The organism is Pedobacter psychrodurus (genome assembly GCF_032678585.1).
GTDB lineage: Bacteria > Bacteroidota > Bacteroidia > Sphingobacteriales > Sphingobacteriaceae > Pedobacter > Pedobacter psychrodurus_A.
In genome coordinates this window covers 131,673-157,952 of the sequence record NZ_JAVTSN010000008.1, presented here as the reverse complement: position 1 = coordinate 157,952, position 26,280 = coordinate 131,673, and the positions used below count along the sequence as shown (strand labels likewise).

The 26,280-nt window shown below is 37.1% G+C and carries 25 protein-coding genes, 1 tRNA gene and 1 pseudogene; 4 read left to right on the top strand and 23 right to left on the bottom strand.

Annotation, left to right across the window (positions count from 1 at the left end; translation table 11 throughout):
• The 9 genes from R2S57_RS07810 to R2S57_RS07770 all read right to left on the bottom strand — a co-directional run.
• Nucleotides 1-420, bottom strand: a 420-nt coding sequence (locus tag R2S57_RS07810) for an ATP-binding protein (protein ID WP_316844484.1), incomplete at its 3' end; no start/stop codon positions are given.
• The gene (locus R2S57_RS07805) at nucleotides 408-923 is read right to left on the bottom strand and encodes a hypothetical protein (protein WP_316844483.1); all 516 of its coding nucleotides are present in this window, start codon (nucleotides 921-923) and stop codon (nucleotides 408-410) included. The genes R2S57_RS07805 and R2S57_RS07810, both read right to left, overlap by 13 nt.
• Nucleotides 898-2,004 carry a trypsin-like peptidase domain-containing protein gene (locus R2S57_RS07800; RefSeq protein WP_316844482.1) on the bottom strand — a complete coding sequence of 369 codons (1,107 nt, stop codon included), beginning with the start codon at nucleotides 2,002-2,004 and terminating at the stop codon, nucleotides 898-900. Before R2S57_RS07800 ends, R2S57_RS07805 begins: the two co-directional genes overlap by 26 nt.
• Nucleotides 1,997-3,085 (bottom strand): ComEC/Rec2 family competence protein, encoded by a 1,089-nt coding sequence (locus R2S57_RS07795; RefSeq protein WP_316844481.1) that lies wholly within the window; start codon nucleotides 3,083-3,085, stop codon nucleotides 1,997-1,999. The genes R2S57_RS07800 and R2S57_RS07795 overlap by 8 nt, the downstream gene beginning before the upstream one ends.
• 302 nt (nucleotides 3,086-3,387) lie before the next feature.
• The gene (locus R2S57_RS07790) at nucleotides 3,388-5,994 is read right to left on the bottom strand and encodes an NACHT domain-containing protein (RefSeq protein WP_316844480.1); all 2,607 of its coding nucleotides are present in this window, start codon (nucleotides 5,992-5,994) and stop codon (nucleotides 3,388-3,390) included.
• A 702-nt stretch (nucleotides 5,995-6,696) separates the two neighbouring features.
• Entirely contained in the window at nucleotides 6,697-7,251 is a 555-nt protein-coding gene (locus R2S57_RS07785; protein ID WP_316844479.1) for a TIR domain-containing protein, read from the bottom strand.
• A 20-nt stretch (nucleotides 7,252-7,271) separates the two neighbouring features.
• Nucleotides 7,272-8,147, bottom strand: a complete 876-nt coding sequence (locus R2S57_RS07780) for a macro domain-containing protein (RefSeq protein WP_316844478.1) — start codon at nucleotides 8,145-8,147, stop codon at nucleotides 7,272-7,274.
• A 328-nt stretch (nucleotides 8,148-8,475) separates the two neighbouring features.
• Entirely contained in the window at nucleotides 8,476-8,820 is a 345-nt protein-coding gene (locus R2S57_RS07775) for a hypothetical protein (protein ID WP_316844477.1), read from the bottom strand.
• A gap of 24 nt (nucleotides 8,821-8,844) precedes the next feature.
• The gene (locus R2S57_RS07770; RefSeq protein WP_316844476.1) at nucleotides 8,845-12,087 is read right to left on the bottom strand and encodes a DEAD/DEAH box helicase; all 3,243 of its coding nucleotides are present in this window, start codon (nucleotides 12,085-12,087) and stop codon (nucleotides 8,845-8,847) included.
• A gap of 221 nt (nucleotides 12,088-12,308) precedes the next feature.
• Here R2S57_RS07770 and R2S57_RS30495 point away from each other — a divergent pair, with 221 nt between their 5' ends.
• A complete protein-coding gene (locus R2S57_RS30495; protein WP_410479067.1) occupies nucleotides 12,309-12,509 on the top strand; it encodes a recombinase family protein in 201 nt (66 codons plus the stop codon).
• Between the two features lie 347 nt (nucleotides 12,510-12,856).
• On the opposite strand, the gene R2S57_RS07765 is transcribed toward R2S57_RS30495, so the two are convergent.
• Complete coding sequence (locus R2S57_RS07765) at nucleotides 12,857-12,991, bottom strand: hypothetical protein (RefSeq protein WP_316844475.1); 135 nt, start codon at nucleotides 12,989-12,991, stop codon at nucleotides 12,857-12,859.
• Nucleotides 12,992-13,058: 67 nt separating this feature from the next.
• On the opposite strand from R2S57_RS07765, the gene R2S57_RS07760 reads away from it, so the two are divergent.
• Nucleotides 13,059-13,274, top strand: coding sequence for a hypothetical protein (locus tag R2S57_RS07760; protein ID WP_316844474.1), 216 nt, complete (start codon nucleotides 13,059-13,061; stop codon nucleotides 13,272-13,274).
• Here R2S57_RS07760 and R2S57_RS07755 read toward each other — a convergent pair.
• Nucleotides 13,271-14,467: a site-specific integrase gene (locus R2S57_RS07755; protein WP_316844473.1), complete on the bottom strand. Its 1,197-nt coding sequence runs from the start codon at nucleotides 14,465-14,467 to the stop codon at nucleotides 13,271-13,273. The genes R2S57_RS07760 and R2S57_RS07755 overlap by 4 nt on opposite strands.
• A 475-nt stretch (nucleotides 14,468-14,942) precedes the next feature.
• Between R2S57_RS07755 and R2S57_RS07750 the strand changes: the two genes are divergently transcribed.
• Both R2S57_RS07750 and R2S57_RS30490 read left to right on the top strand, forming a co-directional pair.
• Nucleotides 14,943-15,131, top strand: coding sequence for a hypothetical protein (locus R2S57_RS07750; protein ID WP_316844472.1), 189 nt, complete (start codon nucleotides 14,943-14,945; stop codon nucleotides 15,129-15,131).
• Nucleotides 15,128-15,907 (top strand): annotated as a pseudogene (locus R2S57_RS30490) (recombinase family protein); the annotation flags it as partial. The gene R2S57_RS07750 and the pseudogene R2S57_RS30490, both read left to right, overlap by 4 nt.
• Before the next feature lie 728 nt (nucleotides 15,908-16,635).
• Here R2S57_RS30490 and R2S57_RS07745 read toward each other — a convergent pair.
• The 12 genes from R2S57_RS07745 to R2S57_RS07690 all read right to left on the bottom strand — a co-directional run bounded on the left by R2S57_RS07745 (nucleotide 16,636) and on the right by R2S57_RS07690 (nucleotide 26,269).
• Nucleotides 16,636-16,715 (bottom strand) — tRNA-Leu (locus R2S57_RS07745).
• A gap of 88 nt (nucleotides 16,716-16,803) precedes the next feature.
• Entirely contained in the window at nucleotides 16,804-17,097 is a 294-nt protein-coding gene (locus R2S57_RS07740) for a DUF3817 domain-containing protein (protein ID WP_316844471.1), read from the bottom strand.
• A gap of 208 nt (nucleotides 17,098-17,305) precedes the next feature.
• The gene (gene hscB / locus R2S57_RS07735) at nucleotides 17,306-17,842 is read right to left on the bottom strand and encodes a Fe-S protein assembly co-chaperone HscB (protein ID WP_316844470.1); all 537 of its coding nucleotides are present in this window, start codon (nucleotides 17,840-17,842) and stop codon (nucleotides 17,306-17,308) included.
• 83 nt (nucleotides 17,843-17,925) lie between these two features.
• A complete protein-coding gene (rseP, locus tag R2S57_RS07730; protein WP_316844469.1) occupies nucleotides 17,926-19,314 on the bottom strand; it encodes an RIP metalloprotease RseP in 1,389 nt (462 codons plus the stop codon).
• A 28-nt stretch (nucleotides 19,315-19,342) separates the two neighbouring features.
• Nucleotides 19,343-20,503, bottom strand: coding sequence for a 1-deoxy-D-xylulose-5-phosphate reductoisomerase (locus tag R2S57_RS07725; protein WP_316844468.1), 1,161 nt, complete (start codon nucleotides 20,501-20,503; stop codon nucleotides 19,343-19,345).
• Between the two features lie 161 nt (nucleotides 20,504-20,664).
• A complete protein-coding gene (locus R2S57_RS07720) occupies nucleotides 20,665-22,164 on the bottom strand; it encodes a GH3 auxin-responsive promoter family protein (RefSeq protein ID WP_316844467.1) in 1,500 nt (499 codons plus the stop codon).
• Nucleotides 22,165-22,223: 59 nt separating this feature from the next.
• Nucleotides 22,224-22,604, bottom strand: a complete 381-nt coding sequence (locus R2S57_RS07715) for a zeta toxin family protein (protein ID WP_316844466.1) — start codon at nucleotides 22,602-22,604, stop codon at nucleotides 22,224-22,226.
• Between the two features lies 1 nt (nucleotide 22,605).
• On the bottom strand, nucleotides 22,606-22,833 hold the full coding sequence (locus R2S57_RS07710) for a hypothetical protein (RefSeq protein ID WP_316844465.1): 228 nt from the start codon (nucleotides 22,831-22,833) through the stop codon (nucleotides 22,606-22,608).
• Nucleotides 22,834-22,843: 10 nt separating this feature from the next.
• A complete protein-coding gene (locus tag R2S57_RS07705) occupies nucleotides 22,844-23,632 on the bottom strand; it encodes a hypothetical protein (RefSeq protein ID WP_316844464.1) in 789 nt (262 codons plus the stop codon).
• Entirely contained in the window at nucleotides 23,629-24,597 is a 969-nt protein-coding gene (locus R2S57_RS07700) for a glycosyltransferase (RefSeq protein ID WP_316844463.1), read from the bottom strand. Before R2S57_RS07700 ends, R2S57_RS07705 begins: the two co-directional genes overlap by 4 nt.
• A 71-nt stretch (nucleotides 24,598-24,668) precedes the next feature.
• Nucleotides 24,669-25,619, bottom strand: a complete 951-nt coding sequence (locus tag R2S57_RS07695) for a glycosyltransferase family 2 protein (RefSeq protein WP_316844462.1) — start codon at nucleotides 25,617-25,619, stop codon at nucleotides 24,669-24,671.
• Between the two features lie 116 nt (nucleotides 25,620-25,735).
• On the bottom strand, nucleotides 25,736-26,269 hold the full coding sequence (locus R2S57_RS07690) for a DUF4199 domain-containing protein (RefSeq protein ID WP_316844461.1): 534 nt from the start codon (nucleotides 26,267-26,269) through the stop codon (nucleotides 25,736-25,738).
• Nucleotides 26,270-26,280: the final 11 nt, after the last annotated feature.

Here is a 26,280-nt window from a genome sequence, read left to right as displayed (position 1 = left end):
TGTTGCACCAAGGTATAGTTCAAAAACGGGAATTCCTAATTTGGCCAAGAGCCAGTCGGAGAAAATATAGGGAGCAGACTTTCTGTCTAGGGCATACTTCTCGACAATTTCTCCACGTTCAATAAATATATCCTGGGTGTTGATGAACCGCTTGAGCGAATAAGGAATTTGGTCAATTAGGATATCGAGTAATACATAATTGTTCTCATCATCAAGTATGAGTGAATACCTTGAATCTGCATCATCATTGATGAAAGGCTTTACCTTTCCCCCAAACCCATATTCGATAAAATAACTAAAGGTGCTCTTTCCGGAACCATTGTCTCCTAAAATGATATTAATACCAGTATGGAGTTCTGGAGAACTATAAACATAATTTTCTCCAGCATAGCTTACTTTTTTGACGATTAGACTTCCCATGTCAACACGTTATTTTGTTTAAATATTTTATCTGATAGCGTTTTAATCGTAAAACCCTTAAATGTTCCGAGTGAACTCTTCAATGAATTAATATTTGCGATTTCTTTACTGAAAAAATCGGCAGTAAGAAAAGCCGTTGGAACAGATTCTTTGTTCAACCACAGGTCTATTGTTTTGGTTGCGCCGTTGACCGAGACACCAATAAGTTTTCTGTTCTTGAGGATAATCAATAAATGGTGCAAAAGCTTCTTCTTGATCTGTGCACGCTGGTATATTTTGGACAGTTCTGACTGGTCGAACAATTCTGGATTTCCACCCTCATTTATAAAATCAATGAGGTAGGCAATTTTTCTGAAGTCCTTAAACTTCCGCGTTTCAGAAGTACACCCCAGAACATCCAATAAAAGAATTGTATTGTAGGCCAAAAAATTGTAGTCTTCTTTTTGGATAAACATTAACCTCTTTCTTGCCGCATCTTTACTCTGCATAAATTCCCTCCTCATCAAATGAAAGATAACATTCGTTGATCAGATCTAGAACTATTTTTTGCATTAGGTCATCATCAATCACGGGATACCTATAACTCTTGGATTTGACTTTAATGATTTCTATGGCTCTGTCAGTGAACCGGCCAATCATTTCCGCGATGGCATCATTGGATAGTTGGCCGTTTTCGTGCTGATCTAAAAACTCAATAAGCTCAGTCTGGCACTCTTCAAATACTCGATATTTTATTGCACTTAGATCTCGTTGATCAATATTTGACAACTCTGATTTACCTAGTGCTAAATCCCTGCAGTACCGCTGGATGCGCCTTTCTGACATAGAGTTGTTAACGTCCCTGATTTTGTCTATCAGATTTCTTGAATCTGTAACCTCAATAGTTCCAAACTGTTCACTACCCCAACCATCACCAAAGGTTTCTGTGGAGATATCAAAGGCATCAATCCCGATCTTTTCGGCTATATCAACCATGGGGCAACATTTGACATCATTATTGGATGCCTCATCCCCGTGTACGCTCTTGAGAATCCCCGCCAGATACAACTTGCCACCGTTAATAATAAACGCCCCGCTTCCCGAAAGTCCCTTGGCATCATCCACTCCGGCTTTGAAACGATCCTGGCCTGATAGGGTAATTCTAAACTCGTTATTAGTTGTTGCATTTAGGACACGTCCCTTAAATGGCCTTGCCTGATCTTGATTGATATCTTGGAACCCCATGAAATCAATGGGGGTTTCTGCTTTAAAGTTATTGCAAACTAAGATGTCTGGATAGCTACTGTCAACATCATCGTGGTTTACCTTTAGCAAGGTCCAATCCGCTCTATCATCGAAAGCCACGAGTTGTGTGCATTCCATTTTCTTAAAGGGTGAATTAAAGCTTGCTTGCCTTTCAACCGATACGGTACTTAAATCAAGGTTTTCAGCAACGCTGCCACCCAAATGCACGCAGTGATAGGCGGTGATGATAAAGAAACCATCAGTCCCTTTGACCATGGTTCCACTTCCATGGCTAACTTTTTCGCCATCAACGATGATCGATACCCTGACACAAGGTTCTGTTAATAACTGCTCACTCATGTTCAAATATATTTGTCTTCTCCAGCAACTGCCAATTCCCGACTTTGAAATCTTCAGCCTCTATAAATTTGCCTGACTTGCCTTCAATAGATTCGAGGGCATAATTGAGATAGATTTTTCTCTCTTTTTTATATTCATCGCTGGCCCGCTCGGGATGGTGGATAATTCTGGCAATTGTTTCCCTGTCGGGATGGGTGTCGTCTGAGCTTCCACCATTAGTGGAAATAATGTAGCGGTCACAATCCAAAACATCCAGAATACAGTTCATTGTATTGTTCTTACTACCATGATGGGATACTTTTACCAGATCGACAGCAAGCCTGTTCGTTGAAGAATAGGTCTTATCCAATTCATTCATTATTTGATGGGGATGCGAATCGGCAAGAAAGAGAATTTTCAAATCGAAGGTTCTTAAAACAAAAGCAATTGAGGAGCTATTAACGATATCCCCGAGGATTGTTTTCTGTGGTGTATCCTCGGCACTGGCCAAAGCTAACAATTCACCCCTGGGAATTTGGGAGGGGTTTAAACCAGAAATCTGCAGGGTTTTAACTTTCTCTTTATATTCATCGGACAACTCTGGCCATTTCTCCTCAAGCTTACCCAACACCTCTAATGTTGGAGATAATAGCTCAATCTCAATACCATCAGGTAATGCCGGTACACTGCCTACATAAATATCTGTTTTGATTTTTTCGGCGGGTACCTGATGGTCGATCAAAAGTTCTTCCAGTGTCTTGGCTTGCCCGTAGCTTATATTGCTACCATCTCCTACAAAACGAAGATTTTTAGAGTTGAACCAAAACTGGCCCACTTTTTCATGATCAAAGTTTGCACTTTTAACGTATTTGATGAGCCCACCGATATGGTCCGAATCAATGTGCGTTAATACTACGACGTCAATATATTCAAGTTGCCTAATCTCCTTTTTCAAGACTGGGTCGAAGGTCGCACTTGTACCCCCATCTATCAACATTGTAAATGGATTACCCGATCGATCAAATGTTTTAAGAATCAGGCAATCTCCATTGAAGGCAGGAAGTACATGTAGCTGGCTCTTGTTGTTTTGGTTTATTGTCAAGTATATTTTTTTGGGAGGTTAACTGATACTTCGTCTATAAAGCTATATAAAAATCACCGTAAAAACTAAAATCTAAACATTATGAGCATTTTTTTCACAATCCAACTCGCAAAATTTATTCAGCATAAAGAAGTAGCCCGCGCATCCAGGTTAAGGATCAGACTTAAATTATTATCACCTGCTTAATCGATACATTTAAGCACTCCAAAAAACACCTTGGGTATCTGAACATCAAGTACAATTTAAATCTAATAATTGGATTAACAAACCGTTTACTGACAATCTATTGCAAGAATAGACACCTATTTTTCCTTTAGATCATCTCCACGAAGCTTGATCAAATCCTTGATTACGGCATTTTCTTTTTTGGAAGCAAAGGTTATTCCACCAAATCTATCAATAAATGTTATAACCTTGATAAAGTTAGAATTATCAATCGATGTAAGATCGATATTGATCACTTTTCGGTAGCGTGTACGAGTGTCTTTTATATACAACATCATTATCAACGTAGTTAAATATAGGAGCATAAACCCAATTAATTCCATTAGTGTGGAGTGAATTTCACCTTTCTTAGGAAGTAACGTAAAATATCTTAACGGGAAGACCATCATTAATAGCGCCGGAATTAATATAAAAAACAGAAGAGTCCTTTTGAACAAAAATAAAAAATTAACTTCTGAAGGAGCTTTCAATTGTTGCAAAAGGCTCAAGCATCTAAATATTTTGTTATCAGGGATGAAAGTTGAGGATAGTGTCAAACACTGTGTGAGTAATGTTTTGGATAAAATATTTTTATGATACCAAATTCTGTATTTCCCTCCTTTGATCTTTGATTCTAGTTTATCATCATAGCTTTGATCATCAAGTGTAACACTAACTAACTTTTTAGTAATTGCCGCCTCGGATAATAATGCCGCCCATTCTTCTAGTTCTTTTTGATTACTGTTCAACATCCGATCCTTAATTTGGCCTAACAGCGCTAACTGGTCTGCATTTTGTATTATGAGAGCAGGAAAATCCCTGCGAAGATTTATATTACAGACTTCGGCAAGGCGGAATACAGCTGCAGCATCCTGTATTGCAAATGACGAAAGAATTCCATTTAGTGAAATTTTATCATTTTCCACTAAATTTTCATAGAAGTCATTCAAATCAATCGTTTCGATAGTATTTATGCTTTCAGAAGATAGATTTGCATCTCGTACTACTACGTTGAAAACGTGTAAATCTTGTAGCCATTTTTCGTTTATTTCAGCCTTTCTTCCAACCAGAAGGCTATTTTTCGTATCAGCAATAAAATCAGGCCAAGTTTTATGAGAATAAAGTTTGGTTTCAAGAAAACATCTAGACATTAAGGTTGAATCACTAAGCTTGGCAACATCATATAACGCCTGTTCTCTTTGTATCCTTGGAAGCAGACCAGCAGTAAATGGTATAACCTCAATTAATCTGGATTTTTCTTCTGCTGTAATAAGGAAATTGCGGTGAAATTTTAATAGCTTATTCCATCCATCATTAATACCTTGCGAGGCTTCAAAGGCGGCAAGAAATTCACAGAATGTCAAATGGATAAATCTAAATGTTTCTTTTTGTCTTTCTTCTGTAATCAGACCTGTTTCTTTAGAAATTTCATCAAATACTGCTTCGGCTTTCTGGAAGTCACATTGCAGAATCTCTCTAATAGTTTTAATTGCATTTTTGTATTTTAAGGAGTTACTCGATTGTTCAATATCAGTCAGATGTTCGAATGCAATCTTCCCCAAAATTTTCTCCCTTTGTTCTTTTAAAGCACTATAGGCACTTGGGATATTTGATTTTTGCATTAACCTTCTCTTAATTATTAATTCTTCAGTAATTTTTTTATAAAATTGCGTCCTAGATTCAGGTGATACAGCACCCTTAGAGTTTTGGTCCTCAGCAACATACATAGATAATATAAGTGGATTACTACACATCTCTCGCAAGGTAGGCTTATCAGTTAAATCTCTATAGACTCTCGATATATTATTTTCACTGTCTTTTTCGAAACTCCAACGAGTGAGAAATTCATAAATATCTGATGGCGTGAATGGCTTCAAAAACGTGCTATGAGGAAAGGTCGATGCATAATCCACCTTTATTTGCTGATAAAATTGAGTTCTCATCGTTAAGACTATCGAATTATTTTCGTTCAAGTCCTTCAAATAATTGTGCAATCCGTTTATACAGTCAGAGATTCTAGAATAGTTAGCAGAAGACACCTCGTCAAGCCCATCAAGTAAAATCAAAAGACCTCGATTCAGCGAATAATTATCAAAACACTCTTGTATCTTGTAAACTTTGTTTTTACTAATTTCTTGTTTAATGTAATTAAAGAACCACTCTCCGTAGTCTTTAGTTTTCGTTGGTGGAATGACATTCTTTAATTCTACTAAAAAAGGCAATTTAGCTTTTCGAGGTTTTTTAAGACCTAAACGACAGGTATTTCTCAACAACATCTTAATCAAAGATGATTTCCCCGACCCTGGATCTCCCATAACCTTCACCCGATTTCCAATTGTCAAGAAATCGTATTGATTAAACTCATTTTCATTTTCATCCCTGTGGCTAATTGTAAGATTAACGAAAAATTTGTCGATATCAACTGTGAGATCTCTGGAAGAGGGAATATGCAAATACTTAATGGAATCATTCCCAAGTTGGAGTTTGCAATACCTTCTTAAACTTAAAGACGAAGCTACAGATTGTTTAATGTATCTACTTAACAAATACATTACTCCATCAATCGTGTACTCGCCCCACTCTTTGACATACCTTATTACAACTCTTCTAATTACCATTAACAAAGGCAGTGCAATAAGAGTTAGTAGAACACTTTTTATGTCTAAGTTGAACCCTTTCAAATAGGGAATAATCTTCTCAATCATTAAATATTTACGGATTTTCTTTTACGAATTCTGCAACAAGACGCAAGCAAACTGATATCAAGCAATCTAGAAAGCAGCCGCTTGACAAACAGATTAATTTTGATGGAGAGTCGTTTAATGTTAAATTAAATATAATATGAGCACTAAATTAGGAATTTAAAATTGTTTTCTGGACGATTTTAGTGTCTAAAATAAAGTTTATAGTTTTAATCTAGGCTGATCATAACTATTTTGGAAACCAATTCACCTACCCCTGCTCGCAAAAAAAACTAAGACAATGATAATCAGTAATTTAAACTAAACTAATTTATGGCTTGACGTGTTAAATCGATTATGGGTTTATCCATTAAAGGCACGGATTGAGTGGAATTATTAGAAAAATTAAACTTTGATAAAAAAAGAAAGTGCCTTAGAAGCTTTCTAAGGCTCTTTACTTAAGACGGGTGGAATGACATGGGCATCCTAATGTCGAGCGATTTTATTAACGATTTAATGCGTCTGGCTAACTAAAGCGGAAAATGATGGAGATTGATCCACAACTTACGAATGAGAAATTAGCTAATTAATGTATTTTTTTCGCATGCGATAATTTCAATCTATTTTATACCTAGTAGAGAAGTTTTGGAAGCTCACTACTAGGTATTTTGTAATTGAAAAGTCTCTAGTAGTATAATAAGCTTTGAATTAAAATTAAGTGCTAGATTACCGAATCCCCCACAAGTTATAAGCCTGATCATTATAATAGCCTAAACCACCATTTTTAGGGTAATTATTGTGCGTAAATTGTCCACAAGCATCGTTGATTGGCTCTTTTTTAAACGGAATATGTATTGCTCTGGCAGAGCCATTTTCGATCCTATATTTGAGAGCAGGAGGCCATGTATCTGAAAGTGCTCGCGGGTTACGAATAGCAATTTGATAGTCGACATAAGCAATGATCAAAGGCATCCTACATACATCTACAGCGTATTCTATCTCAAATGGCACCCAATCATTATCGAATTTGGTAGTCTCACCTATAATCAGCAGCATATTCTTACTGTTATTAAGGCGTTCTCTCAAGCTTCTTTTTAGTGTTTCTTTAGAACTGGTATCACGTACGGCTGCAGTTTTATCATGACTGTTAACTATGCTAAAACAATCATCCCCCTTGCCACACCAAGCTTTAATGAGATTGTAATATTTAATATCGGAGTTGTAGGGTACATTAGTCCCATTTGCGTGAAACGCTATATAGGTTCCGTTTCTGTAAGCCATCTTATTGAAGTTTAATTTGGTTATGGTAAATAGTGATTTAATAAGTCTTTAACCTCAAATAAATTGATGTTAAAGTTTTCAGCATCGGTTGGATGTATAACGATGACCAATTTACTGCTGAAAATATGCTGTTCAGATGCCTTAGTGAACGATTGGGCAATTCTTGCTATTAGTCGTTTTCTGTTAGTAGTTATCCGGCCTCTACCTGTTCCAATCAATGGTAAAACGATAGGCTCATTTTCACCCTTAGCAATGATAAATTCCCAAAGTTCCTCTGTCGATTTAAGTACATTATCGAGGGTAGTTTGAGCAGTATTATTCACGTTTAGATCAGACATGGCCAACAGATAGAAAATTTCCGAGGCAATATCGATCCTGACAGTAGTACCCATAGGATATTTTTTGTCCTTACCGCTAACCTTCTGATAGTGAGTTGAGGGGATATTTGCCAAATCTTGATCCAATTTCTGATCTAAAACCTGTATCTGCTGTGGATAATATTTATTTGTAAACTGCCCTTGAAGGCTATTTGCAGCAATAACACCATTAGCTATATCCGTGTCGAAAGTGGTATTTGTACTAATGACTTTCTGGCCTTTAATTGCGAACAAATCTCCGATGCGAACTTCAATTTGAAGATCTTGGCTTGAATGTTTATAGATGATCTTAGAAATTGGTGGCCTGGTAATTATGACAATGAGGATAGAGATAAAGATCAGTGTTATAAAGCTGTAAGACGGAAGTGTTTCTGGATTAAAGACTTTGAAAAAATTCATCATCTCAAACAACAGCCATACAGCGCCCAACACAGCAAAAAAAGTTTTAACGCCATCGACAGATAGCAATGCGTATTTCCAGTAAGACCGTGTTCTAATAGATTGCCAAAAATATTTCAAAGGTTTGTTGGTTTAATGGTCAAATAGTTTGTTAGTATTTGCTTCTCAACTCACGTACCATTTAAAGGAAATAACAGACTGAATGTTATATGCTGACTACATGTCAGTTATTTTGAAAAATGCACATCGAGCGCTGACAAAATGCCATTAAATTATAATAATATGTCAAAACCAAAATATTAATCTTTAATGTTTTTCAATAGCCTTTTTCCACTTTCTGCTGGCGGCCACTAATAGGATATTATGAATTACTTTAAATATATCTAATTGGCTGATCGTGGCAAAGTTTCGAATATAGTAAGCAATGTTTCGTTCATAAACATTTATCTTAAAAACGGGAAGCATCCACGCAGCTATGCCAATGCCTAAACTGTAACTGAAATTGACAATTTTTTTTTAATACAACTTCTTTGGAGTCATAAGCTCTATTGGTTAATCTATTAAATGCAATGACTCCATTAGAATGATAAGGATTGCCTATTAGTTTGTTGTATGCTTGAAACCCGTTTGCATGATAAGCATTACCAGTTAACCGGTTATAGGCCTGAGCTCCGTTACTATGATAACCATTGCCTGTTAATTTATTAAAACCTTGTGAATCAGTATCATGATAGGCGTTACCTGTTAATTCATTCCATTTAATTGTGCCGTTAGTGTGCTTGAGATTTGCCACAAGATTTGTTTAGCGTTAAGATGATCAACTTGTATAAACCTGTAAATGAACATTGCCAACAGTGTGTAAATAATGTGCCGTTGTTCCCAATATTTGAAGTATATCCGCAGATGCCCCCGCTTTAGCCAAGCCTGGTTGTACAATGTTTATATGAAAGCGAAGTTCCTTAGTCCATTTGGCTGCATTAAGCAAATATTCCATTTCATCCTCTGTACCTTTTACCAACCTCGGACACTGCTGTCCGTTCCGAGTCTTCATCTTCCGCTTGAACAAGTGCTCAAAAAACTCCCTACCTGGACGATACTTCCAGTTCAGAGATTTTTGCGCCTGCCCACAGACTTGATAAAAATTCTCAATGTTGTTCCCGACCTGACCGTTTCTGGCGAATTTCAGATGATATAGATGAATGTCGATATGACTTGCAGAATCATTGATACCGATAATATCAGCAATCTCGCCACTACCATCGTCATCATAGATTATTTCATACTGGTTTCTGATCTGTTCAATAAACTTATACTGAATCGAATCCTGCAAATATGGGTGAATTCCCTGCGATTCATGTGTGAGATTTACACCAGGCCATTGTTGACTGATGATTTGATCCAATGGAATATGATCTGCATGCTTCCTCAGTTTCACATATTGGTTTTGCATAAGTTGACTGCCATCTGCAAACCAGAAAAGTGGTGTCATATCCTTAAGATAGTCAACCAATTGCTCAGTTTTCGAACCGCTAATGATCTCTGCAGGGATGTTACCTATTTGTAGTATGTCAAAACTCGGTACAGGCTCTCCGTTTAGTTGCAATACTCCGAGCACCAACTCAAATTCAACGGTATGTAACTCACTGGAGATAGAAAAGCGGAGATGGTCGCCCTGATGATCAACTATATCTATATCTAACGCCCAAAGATATGATCTAATCCCATTTAAATATATTTGATATCTGCTCTCCGAAAACTTGTACATCTCTGGATTCCAATCCACTGCAATAGGTGTGATAGTTGGTTTGGAGGTGATAGTTTCAACTTGTAGAGTATGCTCCAATACTGTATTGGGATTAATATCAGCGTTATTTATAATATCTCCCACAGTTCTACACCAAGCGGTAAGTTCTTGGAGATTACCTCTTAGGTACGACCATACCTTTCCTTTAACTGAACATCCTAATGAGACTTTGATTCCATCTTTGTAACCTACCCCGAAGATGTTATTTTTGATTAGAGTACCTTGTGCAAGCATATGCAAACCATCTTGCACACCTTTTCCATAAAAGGATTGGAAGCTAATGTCACCGGGTACACCTTTTCTAGCACCTACATTAAACAGGGATAGTCTGTATACTTCGTGAAAAATACGAAAGACGTTCATTCCGGTAATTTTTACTCGATCACCTTCAAAAATCTCATCCACCAATGTTTCAGAAGAAAAATTTTTAATGGATGTGTTGACAAAAATCCGGTTGATTTCTGGACGTAAATCCCAAAAAACCACAATCATATCCCAGGTAAGGTCCTGAACAGTATCGAAATCCCCCCATTCAACTCTAGCTACTTTACCCAAAATAATAACCAAAGTATTCTGTTCTGCATTATAATCCGAATACTGGTGATCATAGGTATTAAGACTATTAATGCCATCTCTCCAATTGTTCGGATGCCAAGTATCACCATCATTTTTATAAATAATAGTACTTAGTGCTGGGCTAATGTTCTGGAACGGTATTATTGAATCTTCTAAATGATTAAATCCATCCAAAAAGTTCTTAAAGTCTATTTGTTGTTGTTCAGCCCCTTCACTCAGCATAGGTAATAAGAGATTCCAATCAGCATCTTTTGCATAGAGCTGATCAAGTTCATCTTTAATAGGAGGATAAGCCATATTAGTAATGAAACTTGCATTTCCTAAACTATTATAACTTGTTCTTGTAAAGCGTCCAATGAATTGCAAAGTAATTGGTATACTCTGACGTTCATCGTGGATAGCACCAATCTTAAGTTCCGGAAGGTCGAATCCCTCCCCTAACATATCAACGCAAATAATTATAGAATGTTCTTTGGCTTTAATAGCCTTTATAGTGTTTTTTAGCCCAGGTTTATTATTATATACTACGACTGGATTAAGATCAGCATGCGGTGAATAGTACTGGAAGACCTCTTCCGCTCTATCCTTAGTCATACATCTGGCTAAGATGATGTGTGGGTATCCATTTTCAATGTCTGCTCTAAGCGTGGATACTGCTTTATCAGCAATCATTTTATCTGCTTTAAAGCGGTCATATTCTCTAATTGGCAGAAATTTAATCTCTTTGTAATAACGCTGTTCCTGGGCCTTTCGAAGCGGAAAGTTAAAAATAAATTTTCCCTTAAGCCTTTTTCCATCGTTCCTATAAGGCGTAGCGGTAAAGAGAAATACTTTGCGCTTATCAAAACGCAAAATGAAATCCTGCCATGTAGTCGCTTCAGAATGATGTGCCTCATCAACATAAAGATTCGAAAATTTTTCTGACATTAAAGCTTTTTGTTCTTGGGTGGCACCAGATACTATAGCCATCGTAGTAATGACTACATTGGATCGAGATATAAATTCTTCCAGTTCTTCAAGAGTGCTCACTCCCGAAGTTAAAATTCCCACATGTGGGTTGATGGCTTCATTCCCTACTACACCAAAGCGTTTTAATAAACCATAAGTTAGAAATTTTTCAAAAAGCTGTGTACGCAATGAATCAGAGGGAACAGTAACTAATAATTTAATTGTTGGGGTTGCGACCATAGAACAGATCATGGTTTCCGTTTTTCCAGTTCCAGTAGGCATAACTACTATACCAATATCATCTCCACTATACTTGTGCGCGAGAATAGAATGTATAGCCCCAAGCTGTGGGTTGCGCAGCCCATCAATGTTGTTTTCGGTATCTTCCTTAATAAAATTGAAACTCTCCGACCATGAAGTAGTAACATCTTGTGGCGTCGAATGTACAATCGATGGGTGTTTAAGCCATTCTATCAAATTCAGATTCTCAGCTTCAAAGTCCCTTTTTGTAGGAACTCTCGAAGATAATAGCACATAGGAATATTCTTCGGAAACAAAATCTTTATTAGTTGTAATTACGAGATGCCTATCCTCACTCTTGATTATAAACGGATCTCTACTATGTAAAATGCAGTTTTCAAGAATAGAGTTTTCAGCGCAATATTGGATAATCTTGTTGCCTCCAGTATTATACAGTACATTGAGGACTTTTGGAAGTTTTGTATTAATCATGGAGCTTAATTAGATAACTTACTAATATAAAGGTATTATGACACTTACAGACTTATTAAGTAAATGTAAAACCTTTTTTGAGTATCAAATTACGGATTCCCGTAGAATGCCAGTTATATAATTTTATCTCTACTAGAGTATTTCCCAAGACACTGTATCATAATCTTGCTAAGATTTGGCAAATACCTATTGCTGCACAATCATTGCAAGAAAATTAAATTATGAAGACAGCAATTTTGTACCTTCGTGTAAGCACAGATGAGCACGCATTGAGGGGTTATTCATTGAGAGCTCAGCAGGAGCTGCTAACCAACTATTGCAAACTGCATGGCATTAGCATTTTAAAGATTTTACAGAAGACCAATCTGCAAAAATCTTTCAAACGACCTAAATCAATAAAACTTTTACCTCCTCCAAAATAGATTTTTCTTTGTTACATTACGTGAAAGAAAAAAGGGTCCATAATATAAGGCTCGAAACCTCTAAAAACAAAAAAAGCAGCTCTATTCAGAACTGCTTTTAAAATTTCGGGTGGCTGATGGGGCTCGAACCGATTAGATAGAATCTTCTTAGTAAATCAAATTCTTATTATTTTGGATTATTTTCTCGACGCATTTCTAAAAATTTTCAAATCAGCAATTATTGGCAAGTCCTTAATAAAAAAGTTCGTAAATTGTCTTTTTAACAGCATTCTTCCTACTATACAGAAATGAGTGTTCTAAAAACCTCCCGAGCTATGAGGGTGAGAGATTTTTTGAACACAAAAATTCTACTTTTTCTTAAGATTTTCAACCTTTTCCTGCAACTTATTTTTCTCCAAAATCCCATCTAATACCTCCAAAAAACCAGAAAGGTGTTCTAAAAATTCAACATTCCCTGTAGGGATTGAATTTGTCTTTTTCAAAAACTTTAGGTATCCCTAGGGTAAGGGAGATTATTTTTATGTATGGTTCATAATTTTACATTATCAAATGAAGAGAAATATTATGACACAGAAAGATAAGTCTCCAAATCTCGAAGTTCGCAATCAAGAACTGTTCGATATTATCTCAGATCTAGCTAGAAAGGTTAATGACATCCATCGTTTGCACTTTTCAGAAGAACAATTAAAAAAGTGTAAAAATCAAAAACAAAAGTTTCTTGCAGAAATCTTGACAAGTCCTGCAAGAAACCCTAAGAAAATTTAAATGGCTGGAATAGCTTTGTCCGACCTAACGAATTTCAGCAGTTCTTTCAGATAGGTTTCCGTTTCCGAAAGACTTCCATGCCTATTGGCCGAACAGATTTCTGCAAGGGTCCATCCTGCCCTGAATTTTCTCACGTTTGACAGGTGTTTAAACGAATAGAGCGTATAGTTTTTATCCAACAAACCTGTTGCCTCCAAACATTTCTTGAATCTATTATAGGCGTAATTTTCTGAGCACATACTCCGTGAGATAAATGTTTGGGCAGAACCAAGCAGAAAATATTCTTTATCGAATTTTTCTATCTGTAGTTTATCCAGTTCAACTCTTAAGCTCACATCAATATTTACAGGGATTGATTTTTTATTCTTCGACACGGTACCGGGCACTGTAATGGTATTTTCCTCCAGATCTATATACTTCAACTGAAGAAATCTAAGCTCCTTCGGACGGATGCAGGTGTAATAAATCATCCGCACAAATAGCTGACAATATTTATCATGCTTATCAAGCCAGTCCATGATAACCTTAAAATCACGTTCCGTAAAAACCTGATGGGACTGTGTCGGCATTTTTTTTCGCGTCTCACAATCAGTTACAGGATTCTCTGGAATATATTTATTGACCTTTAAGTACCGAAAGAAATTATTGAGGCCGATCCTGCAGTTATTATAAGTTACCCCCGCCCACTTTTCCTCCCTTTCCTTGAAATTGAGAAAATCGGTTATCTCAAAATCACTGATCGTACTGACCTTCTTGTTGCCACCCTGGTACTTGATAAAAGAATTTAAGGTTGAACGGTAGGTGCTGATCGACTTGGGCCTGGTTCCTTTGGCTTTATGGTAAGATTCAAACAGAACTAATGCTTCGTTCAGATCAATACCAATAATTTCCTTTTTCAGGCGTGCATTGGCGTGTTCATCCAGTGGGTTCCAACCGCCCTCAAGGGCAATCCTGTAAGCCTCACATAGATTATTGAAGTTCCGAAGCTTTTGTCTTGGGTCTTTTATCCTGTTGAGCTTTCTGGTTACCCTGATCCGCTCCATACGTTCTTCTGCTGCATTATGAAAAAAGAATTCCACGTACCAGCTCTGTTTGGCGACTTCTTTTTCCATTGTACTCCCAGCAGGAACCCTGGTTACGGTCCTTCCCTTTACGACCCTTGGAACGGTAAATGGCAATTCCGGAATGTCCATGACGCTAAAAATAGCCTCACGGGGAATTTTTTCTTGTGACTTACGCTCGGGATACCCTACGTTTTCTGGAATTTCTTCAGAAGAATTTTTGCTTTTTCGCCGTGCCGAACGGGATGAATTTTTGGTTCCCGGGACTTCTAATGGCAGACTTGTGTCAGAGTTATCAAACTGGAAAGCAGTTAATTTACTACCTTCCAGTGAGTTAGGGATATCTGTGGAGAATATCGGAATCGCAGCCCATAGTTAGTCGTCATTGATAATTAATATTAAAATATGTCATACGCATAGTTTCGGTTGAAGCAGCGGTTTTTACTTGAAAAGCCAATAAATCATTCCTCGCCCTCCCAATTTAAAAAATTCGTGATAATATGAAGTCGAATACATCTGTAGAAGCTCATTGCTTCGGGATTACTATCGGGAGTACTATTGATTCAATAAAGTATAAAATATTTTTGCTCAAAATAGAGCAATTATTATGATGGAAAAGAAAAGTAAGACCAGAATAAAGCCTATTCTTATAATTGATGAATTACCAGAAACATTTGGCAGTAGCTCCTATAGAAATAATAAAAAACTGCAAAACAAAATTAGCGAAGAAGAAAAGATACTGCTAACTTTAATTGCAAATGTCATTGTCGAAATAGCTTTAAGGGAGGAATTATGAACGCAATTGGTTATATGAGGTTGAGCAGTAAGGATCAATCAAAATCATTAGAATATCAAGAATCATCAATAAAGGAATATTGTAGACGAAATAACTTAAACATTATTGGATTGTTTAAGGATAATGGCGAATCGAGTTACACATTTGACCGGCCGGATTATCGTGCCTTGGAACTATACTTAAAGAATTATAAGGGCAAATGTAATTACATCATCGTTCTTGACCATGATAGGTTCAGCAGGAACCTGCCAGAGGCATTGATGAAGATCGGTGAGCTGGAAAGCAAATATGGGGTAAAGGTGCTCTCAACTAACGAAAGAATCGATCTGGATACCTCCGATCCCGATGTATTCATTAAACGCGCTTTCGAATACATGATGGCTAACAAAGAACTATTTAACATTCGAAAACGCACAAAACAAGGGGTGAGAAATGCAAAGGAGAGTGGTCGATACCTCGGAAGAGCACCTTATGGCTATAGGAATATTATCGATGGAACCAGAAAAAACCTGATTGAGATTCATCAAGGCGAAGCTTTAATAGTCGAGCGGATATTCAAGGAATTTATCCTTGGTATTCCACAATATATCATTTATAAAAATGTCAAAGCATTAGGTTTTACAAGAACAAGCAAGTCTGCTATTCAGGAGATCCTTATGAATTGTAACTACGCTGGACTGATCAGGGTGCCACCTTTCCAGGAGCTCCCAGAGAAATTTGTTAAGTCAATTCACTTACCGATAATCTCAGATGCAGAATATTGGCTAGTGCAGAATATGTTGAATAAAAGCAAGAGAAAAACACGTGTACAACCAGCCGAGGATTTTCCATTAAGAGGTATTCTGAAATGCTGGTGTGGCAAGGGCATGACCGCTGGCTATACAAAGGGCAGGAACAACTATTACCTATATTACCGCTGCACAGAGCACACCAATTACAATCTTGCCGGCAACAGACTACACGACGCAATTGAGGCCGTGCTTAAGGGTCTAAGCTTCTCCAGTCATCAAGTACAGTTCATAAGAGAGACTGCAAAAGCTTTATTGATAGAACCACAAAAGTTAAAAAAGGAACAACACCAAAATAAAATAAGAAAACTCCACGAGTTAAATGAAAAGATTTTTAAACTTGAAGAGCGGCTGATGAATAATGAAATAGAGAGTTCAACGTATCAAACCTGGTTTCAAAAATACAAAGAAGAGAAAGCAATGCTTGAATATTCATTAAGTGGAAATCAACCATCTAAAATCCGAAACGAGGATGATCTTATTGACCGCATTTTGCCTAACCTTACCAACCTCTATGAAATTTATCAAAAAGGCAACATTACACAGAAGCATACCCTGATGAGGGGGGTGTTCAAAGATAATCTGGCATGGGGTGACGATATGTTTAGAACCGCTTTTATTGACCCAACGTTCAACGATAACCTACTGAAAGTCAAGCAAAAAGGGTTGCTTTTTAATGAGCAACCCTTTAAGGTTTTGGGCTTGAGCCCGGTTAGTACCCGGAGCCGGAGTCGAACCGGCACGGTTTCCCACAGGTGTTTGAGACCAGCGCGTCTACCAATTCCGCCATCCGGGCATTCTTATTGGACGGGGTTGCAAATGTAGATAACGAAACCCTAATTCACAAAATTATTTTCATTTAATTTTAACTCCCTGAAGCACAATTATTTTGGTCTTTCATCCTTTAATTTACGGTCTACTACAAAGGGCATAAACGGCAAAAGTGAGGCTAAAAAGATCAGAACAGCCTTACCAAACTTCCATTTCTGTTCTTGCCAGGTCATTACCAACAAGGCAACATAAGCGATAAAAAGAATACCATGCACCCATCCTGTATATTTGACGGCTAGGTCTAAATGTGCAAAATGCCTTAACGGCATGGCTACAAATAATAAAAGCAAATAGGATATTCCTTCTGCTACGGCTACTTTACGGAAAATAGAAAGGGAGCTACTCATTGATCTGATTGTTTGTTCCGAAAGTAAGACAATGCTTCTGCGCATCAAAAACTAAAAAATGATTTTACAATTGGGTGTTTAAGGCTGAAAGCGCTCCTATCATTTAACCACAATACGCACAGAGAATACAATACTTGGAGACTATTTCTTTGACCTCATTATCTTCGGACTTTCCAACGCCCGACTTCGGACTAATTCCATCATCCATCTATTTAACTAAGCGCTCCCTAATCCTATCAATATACTTTTGCCGGTAAAAATTATCCTTTATTGAAGGTAATAATGCATCAGATGCTGTTGGATTGTTGTCGAACTGATTAATCAGCTCATTTAACTCACTCGCCAAATCTGTTTCTATAGTTTCCACATCTTTCTTTACCTGCTCAAGCTTTTCAGCATCTGGCTCAAATTCCAGATCCATTAAAACCTCGTTTACATCCATCATTTCCATCAAAAAAGATTGGGGAAGTTGGTAAGCCTCATCTGTTGCAACAATACCTTTTAGTTCAAGCACGTATTTTAAGCGCTTTTTAGCATTACTTAGTGTTTGATAGGCCTTGTTGTTTAAAGTTGACAGATCGAGCACTTCCTGCTGCTTCTCTTCACTTTCATTGGCGTAAAAATCGGGGTGAAACTGTTTGCTCAAAGCATAAAACTTCGTTTTCACCAAATTTTGATCGGGATTGAATTGTATAGGGAGTTCGTAAAATTCGAAATAATTGATATCTGTTTTTGCTGTGCTCATGATGTCTATTAAATTAAAAAGCCGCAGATGTACAGTTTGAATCATCAAATCTGCGCATCTGCGGCAATTATATCAATTTGGTTTTACTTACCGAAGGATTTTAAAATATCATTACCAAAAGCAAACACCATTAAACCGATCAGGATCACAAAACCAACGATTTGTGCTTTCTCCAGCACTTTCTCGCTCACAGGCTTACGTTGTACCATTTCGATTAAAAGAAACACTACATGGCCTCCATCTAAGCCCGGAATAGGCAATAAATTCATGAATGCCAACGCCATCGAAATCAATCCTGTTAATGTCCAGAATTTAACCCAGTCGAAAGTACTGCCATAAACCTTGGCAATTCCGATCGGACTGCTGATATTACGTGCACTTAGCTTACCGGTGATCATTTTACCAATACCTTTTGCATTGTCTACAAAAGTGCTCCATGCCATCGTTGCACCAACAGGAAATGATTCGATAAAACCGAAATCAACGTGTGCAGTTTCAGGTGAACTTAAATTAGGGATAATGCCAATCGTTCCTTCTTTGCTCACTTTAAGATCGAAGTTAATTTCTTTGCCCTTACGCAAGGCTTTGATGTTAATAGCCTTTAATTTATTTGTAGACACCTCTTCTTTAAACTGATCAAAGAATGTAATTGCCTTTCCGTTAACAGCCAAAATGCTATCGCCCGGTTTAATGCCCGCAGAATAAGCTGGATATGCCGGTTTCTCGAATTTTCTGCCAAAGAGTTTATCAAAAAATGAAGGTTTATCAGCCTTTTCATCAGGTGCACTTACCTTATCTACGCTTTGCATCCTGAAACGTGGAGAGATAAAATTCTCTTTATCGTTTTTCGATATCTTGTTTAAAATGGTATCAGGAACTGAGATGTAAAGTGTTTTATTTTCTCTTAAAATAGTCAGTTGAGCACCATCAAACAATACTTTGCTCGATATGGCATCTTCAAAGCGGATCAGTTTATTGCCGTTAATGGCCAAAATTTTATCTCCGTTTTTTAAGCCGATTTCTTTACCAATTGTACCTACAGAAATACCATCGTTCAGTTTACTGTTAACGGTATAATTCTGACCTATGTTGAATGTCAACATCCAAAAGATAAAAATACCCACAATTACGTTCACGATAATACCGCCAAGCATTACAATTAACCGTTGCCAGGCTGGTTTTGAACGGAATTCCCATGGTTGAGCTGGTTGAGCCATTTGCTCCGTATCCATACTCTCATCAATCATTCCGGCAATTTTCACATAACCGCCTAGTGGCAACCACCCTATCCCATATTCAACATCACCTTTTTTAAAACTAAAAAGCTTGAAGCCCCAGGCATCAAAAAATAAATAAAACTTTTCTACTTTAATACCAAATGCCCTGGCTGCCAAGAAATGCCCTAATTCGTGTAATATTACCAATAAAGACAATCCGAGCAGCAGCTGCCCCGCCATAATCAATCCATTCATATTTTCTTATAAAATTTTATGTTAGATGTTAAACTATACTTTTTGTTACTAATTCGCCGGCTAAGATACGGCTATGTTTGTCAGTTTCTAAATAATCGCTCAATTGTGGTTTTTCCACAAAGCTGATTTCTTCCATACATTGCTCAATAACTTCGCTCATCTGTAGGAAACCTATTTTATCCTTTAAAAATGCTTCTACAACAATTTCATTTGCGGCATTTAAAATACAGGGCATATTCCCCCCTTTTCTTAAGGAAGTATAGGCCAGACTTAAATTTCTAAATGTTTCCAAGTCTGCTTTTAGAAAGCTAAAGTTTGGGTAATCTAAGAAGTTAAAACGCTTAAAATTGTTTTTTAGCCTATCGGGATAATTTAAAGCGTATTGAATGGGCAGTTTCATATCCGGAACACCCATTTGCGCTTTCATAGAGCCATCGGTAAACTGCACAAGAGAGTGCACAATCGACTGAGGATGCACAATGACGTCGATCTGAGCAACATCGAGATTAAACAGCCACTTTGCCTCAATTACTTCCAGGCCTTTATTCATTAAGGATGCAGAATCTATCGTGATTTTTGCCCCCATTACCCAATTAGGGTGTTTTAAGGCCTGATCCTTTTTTACTGTAGCTAAAAAATCTCTTGTTTTTCCTAAAAATGGTCCGCCAGATGCCGTTAAATAAATCTTTTCGATTTCATTTTGTTCCTCGCCTACCAAACATTGGAATATGGCCGAATGCTCAGAATCAACAGGTAAAATTTTCACCTGATGTTCTGCGGCCAACTTTGTGATCAGTTCTCCCGCAACCACTAACGTTTCCTTGTTGGCTAAAGCAATGTTTTTACGGGCTTTTATAGCGGCAATGGTGGGTTTTAATCCCACCGAGCCCATTAAGGCGGTTAATACGACATCGCTTTCTTCATACGCTGCAACTTCTTCCAAAGCGGTTTCACCGGCCAAAACTTTAATATTTAGTGCCGATAATGCATTTTTTACCTCGTTGTACTTACTTTCATCACAAATTACCACAACATCCGGTTTAAATTCCCTTGCCTGTTGAATGAGTAATTTCGAGTTCTTTAATGCAGATAAAACAGCAACTTTAAAAACTGCGGGATGATCCCGAACAACTTCAAGCGCTTGCGTACCTACACTGCCTGTAGAACCTAATATGGTTATTCTTTTCAAATCTTTTTAATATCATGATGCTTAAATTTAATTAAGCATTTATTTATCATTTCTGTTGTTCGCCCGTTTCTGCCATTCTGATCAGCATCTGTTGAGCGATCGTTATCTCGACTGCGTTACACCCGATAGCAATCGGGTTCGCTCGAAATGACGACAAGTGGTTAAACAATGTATTTCTCTAATCTATCCGCCAGTTTCCGATCATTACTCAAACGTGGTACTTTATTCTGTCCGCCTAACTTTCCTTCACTTTTCATGTAATTTACAAAGGCATCTTTTTGCAAAGTACGTATAATCAACGGTTGAAGGATGTTGCCTTCAATCAGGTCAAAGTAATAAATATTTTTCTTTTGCAAAGCAGCATCAACCTTTTTACTAAAAGCCACCATATCTTTTGGTGCAGACGAAAATTCTACAAACCATTCGTGATAAGGTAATTGACCGGCTTCAGGATTAACCTGCGGCGCAACCGTAAACTCTGTAATTTCTACCAGCTCGTCATTAGCCACACTTAAAATGGCCTGTTCTACTTCTTCCCCAATTACATGTTCGCCAAAAGCAGAAATAAAATGTTTAATCCTACCTGTGACCACGATTTTATATGGATTTTTAGAAACAAACTTTATCGTATCGCCAATGCTATAGCCCCACAAACCTGCATTGGTATTTAAAATCAAGGCATAATTGGTATCTATTTCTATTTCACCAAGTGATAGTCTGGTCGGATTATCGTTATAATATTCATCCGCAGGAACAAATTCGTAAAAAATACCTGCATCAGCCAACAACAATAGTCCTTTATCTTTTTGCGAATCCTGATAAGCAATAAATCCTTCAGAAGCCGGGTAGGTTTCTATCGCATCAATCTTTCTACCGATACTTTGCTCAATCTTTGCACGATAAGGCTCAAAATTTACACCACCATAAATAAAAAGACTAAAATGCCTGAATATTTCAGCAATTTTCCTGCCTCCGGATTTCTCCGAAAGTTTATCGAAATACATTTGTACCCAGGGAGGAATGCCCGAAATTAAGGTCATGTTTTCATTGATGGTTTCATCAACTATAGCATCAACTTTTTGCTCCCAATCTTCAATAATATTGGTTTCGTAAGAAGGTAAACGGTTCTTTTGCAGATAGGCTGGCACATGGTGGGCCACAATTCCAGATAAGCGCCCAATATTGATCCCATGTTTTACACTTAAAACCGGGCTCCCCTGAAGAAAGATCATCTTTCCATTTACAAAATCGGCCTTTCCGGTCTCATGAATATAAGTTAAAATGGCATTACGGGCAGCTTTAATGTGCTCTGGCATCGACTCTTTCGAAAGCGGAATATATTTTACGCCCGAAGTGGTACCCGATGTTTTAGCAAAATAAAGGGGCTTGCCTTTCCAAAGGACATTAGCTTCACCTGCCACAACACGATCTACATAAGGCTTTAATCCCTCATAATCCTGAACAGGAACTTGTTTTTTAAAATCAGCGTAGGTTTTAATCTCCTCAAAATGATGGTCTTTCCCGAACGCGGTATCTTTTGCCTCATCAAGCAGCTTCTTTAGTATATTATGTTGAGCATTTACGGCATTATTTTTCCATTTGTTGATTTGCCGAACTGCAAATGCCGCAAAGGGTTTACTTAATGCTGCTTTTAATCCCATTTCTTGTTATTTAGTTTTAAAGTTGATATTTTTAATAATAATCTGATATGCCTCTTCACTCAACCTATCATTTTTAAATGAAAATTAATTTCAACATTGCCATTTGATATTTCCAACCCATTTTGTTCTAAATACCTAGTGACAACTCTATTTAAAGATTGTTTTGGACTTTCTAAAAACAATACAATTAAATTTGTTTTGTAACCGGCTTTTTTTGCTACTTCTATAAAAGCTTTGAATGAGGAATTATTAAAGACGGTTTCGAAAACGATATTTTTACGCTCAGCAATCGCCTGATCAAATATATTTTTAGTTCTGTCTTTATAAACATCAGTCATAATTACCTCAAAACCAGAAAAATCATTCAACCTTGATCTTATAAAACTAGATTTTCCAGCTGCATTTGGGCCAGTAACTACAAAAAATTCAGGCTGAGCCATATTAAGAAATCCTTTCCTGAAAAGTATCTACAATTTTAATTGGATGCCCGTCTTGATCGTATTTAACTTCGAAGAGCACTAAAAAAATTTCCCCTGTAGGCATTTCTTTTCTCCAATACTCATTATCATTTGCTGCTTGATAATAATATGGATTACCAAGTTCAAATGCTCTTTGTCCACCTAAGTCGGCAAAATTATTAAGATTACTAAGGATTTTATCAATCAGCATATTCTTAGTTTTAAACGATATTATGTAAAATATCCGGATGCTCGTCGCCTTTATATTCGCCAGAAATTTTGCGGTAGGCTACAGTTAAGGCTACGCTAGATAGCGGAACGATGATAAATGAACTCAAAATGTTCACAATGAATGCTACTAATGGCCATTGTAAATAGTTTAGCAAAAGATAGATTAAATATCCTCCGCCTAAAACCACCAATAACAATAAAATTTTGGTAAAATTTCCTTTGGTTGTGGCTAAACTCAGTTTAATGGAATCAAAAGGAGTTGCGCCTTTGTCGATGATAAAAAATGGAAAGAACGAAATGCGTAACCAGGTGATAAAAATGGCGATGATGCCAACAGATATCGCCACATTTTTAACAATAGCCACATTAATTCCGGTATAAATAAATGGAAAGGCCACAAGGATCACCACCAGGTAAACACCAAGAATACAACCTACAAAATAAAGCGTAGCCACTAAGAACCTAATAATCTGTAATTTGGTTGGAAGTGTATCAACAATTTTCACATCATTTTCTTCATCGTCCATTAAATGGAAAATATATTTAAACAGTGATAGGTTGATGGTAAAATAAAGCAATACGAAAATAATCACCATTATTACACTTAATGCTTTGCTTACATCTTTAATAAAAAAGGCCATTAAACTCGACGCACTTGCCGTAATGAACATCAAAAAGCATAACGTAGCAATCGAGAAATAATGTTTCTTGGTAATGCTCCATGCCTTTTGGATTACATCATTAACGGCGAACGTACTTTCTTTTAGGTAATTTATCATTGTTGTTTGAATACCACTCGTTTAAATAAATCCTGTATAAATCCCAAACCATAAGCGGTTAATTGGATAAACGAAGATATAATGCTCAAAAATGCAACTTTTAACGATTTATTTACAGACCATGAATGAAAAAATATCAACATAAAGTAAATCAATAAGAAGAAGTTACAAACATATGCCAATGGTGGATAGATAAAGTTACACAAAATGGTGAAACCAAAGCCCAAAGTGAATAAGGCAGGAAAAAAGTGAACAGGCTTTAATTCTTTTGGGAAATGTTTATAAATATTGATTCTTGCCCTTCCAAAGAAATGCAATTGTTTGTAAAACTGGCTAAAGCTTGTTCTGCGCTTGTGGTAAACCTTTGCATCCGGAATCAATCCAATCTTAAAACCGTTTTCATGAATACGGATACTATATTCGATATCCTCTCCCAATCTAGTCAAGATAAAACCACCAACCTGCTCCCAGGCCTGACGGGAAACGCCCATATTAAAACTGCGAGGGTGAAACTTCCCAACATGTTGTTTGTTTCCACGGATCCCTCCAGTGGTGAATGGCGATGTCATGGCATAGCTGATGGCTTTTTGTACCGGCGTGAAGCTATCGTGTGCGGCATCCGGACCGCCATAAGCATCTAAATGATGCTCATACAAATAGTTTTTAACCGTTTCGAGGTAATCTGCAGGGATTAAACAATCCGAATCAAAAATAACAAAATAATCGCCAGTGGCTTTCTCGAAGCCAAAGTTACGCGCAAAACCTTGTCCCGCATTTTCCTTGAAATAATATTTAATATCCAGTTTATCTGCATAAGAAGCCACAATTGCCTTGGCATCGTTCTTCGAACCATCTTCTATCACCAGAACCTCAAACTGTAAATACGTCTGTTTGGTTAGGGTGTTTAACAGTTCGTCAATTTCTTGTGGACGATTATAAAGCGGAATGATGATGGAGAAAAACATGTTTTGAGGTTGAGGGTTGAGGGTTTAAAGGCTGAAGGTTTAGGCGGATAAACCTTCCGCCTTCATAACTTCTACCTTAATTCCTTTTCTATCAAATACTGATTTCTTTCTGGTGCATTACGGGATAACAGTTCAGCAATAAAGCCAGCAAGAAACATCTGTGAACCTACTACAATGGCAACAAGCGACAAATAAAACAAGGGTTGGTCAGTTACATCGCGATAAGCCAAACCCTGCCATATCAGGTATTTCTTTTCGAACAAAATGTACAATGCCATGATGATACCGATAAAGAAACTCAACACACCCAACGAGCCAAAAAAGTGCATCGGGCGTTTACCGAATTTACCCACAAAGAAAATAGAGAGTAAATCTAAAAAGCCGTTTATAAACCTGCTGAAACCAAATTTTGTTGTTCCGTATTTACGCGCGCGGTGTTCTACCACCTGTTCGGCTATCTTACTAAATCCGGCCCATTTGGCGATTACCGGGATATAACGGTGCATTTCGCCATAAACTTCGATGGTTTTAATTACATCACTACGATACGCTTTTAATCCGCAATTAAAATCGTTCAGCTCTATGCCACTCATTTTACGGGTAGCTGCATTGAACAATTTTGTGGGTATTGTTTTGGTAATCGGATCGTAACGTTTCTTTTTCCAGCCTGAGATGATATCAAGTTTTTCTTCTCTGATTCGGCGGTACAGTTCTGGAATTTCGTCCGGGCTATCCTGTAAATCGGCATCCATGGTAATCACCACATCGCCCTGTGTAGCTTCGAAACCAACATTTAGAGCGGCTGATTTACCATAATTACGTCTAAACTTAATGCCTTTTATGGCTGGATTTTGAAGTCTTAGTTCTTCTATTACCGCCCATGATCTATCAGTACTACCATCATCAACCAAAACAATTTCGTAGCTGAAATTATTGTCGATCATCACTTTATCAATCCATGCCGTTAATTCCGGCAGAGATTCATCTTCATTAAATAAGGGTACTACAACTGATATATCCATTTTTTAAGCATAAACCTCGTAGGTTTTTAAAACCTGCGAGGTTTGTTTAAATTAAAACGTGCAAATTTCATCAAATTAAATGATAAAACCTGCACGTTCAAAATTTTATAAAGAAATTAAACTCTTTCTTTTTTTATTACTGCACCAGTGATTAAACTCACAATTAAACCAAATATGGTATAACTTATTGCTGCCGTAAAAGTCGCAAAAATCCACATATATGGTTTCATCATGTCTATACCCTTTATTTGCTGTTCATTATCTCCTGCTTTTTCAATAGCGGCATTTGCTATTTTATCTATTGCTGAAGGATCTAATATCTTAAAATATATAGCATATAGAATACCGATAAATAACCCTGAGTAGGCGGCAACCTTAAAACCAGTTGAAAATGCTCTCCCGAAAGTGATATAATCACCGAGTTCTTTTTTATGTGTTGCCTGGGTAAAATATATGGCCAAAATGAAAATTCCATACGATAAAACAAATACGATTACTTTGGTCACTATCGGAATATCTGCACTCGTGGTATCAATCCCAATCAGTTTAAAAACATAAATCATTGCTAATGTATAAAGCGAAAAGCCCAAGGCTACTTTGAATGCCAGCGCATTGGGTTTCTTTTCTTCCTGAAGTATCTGTTGTTCCATGATCAATTTAG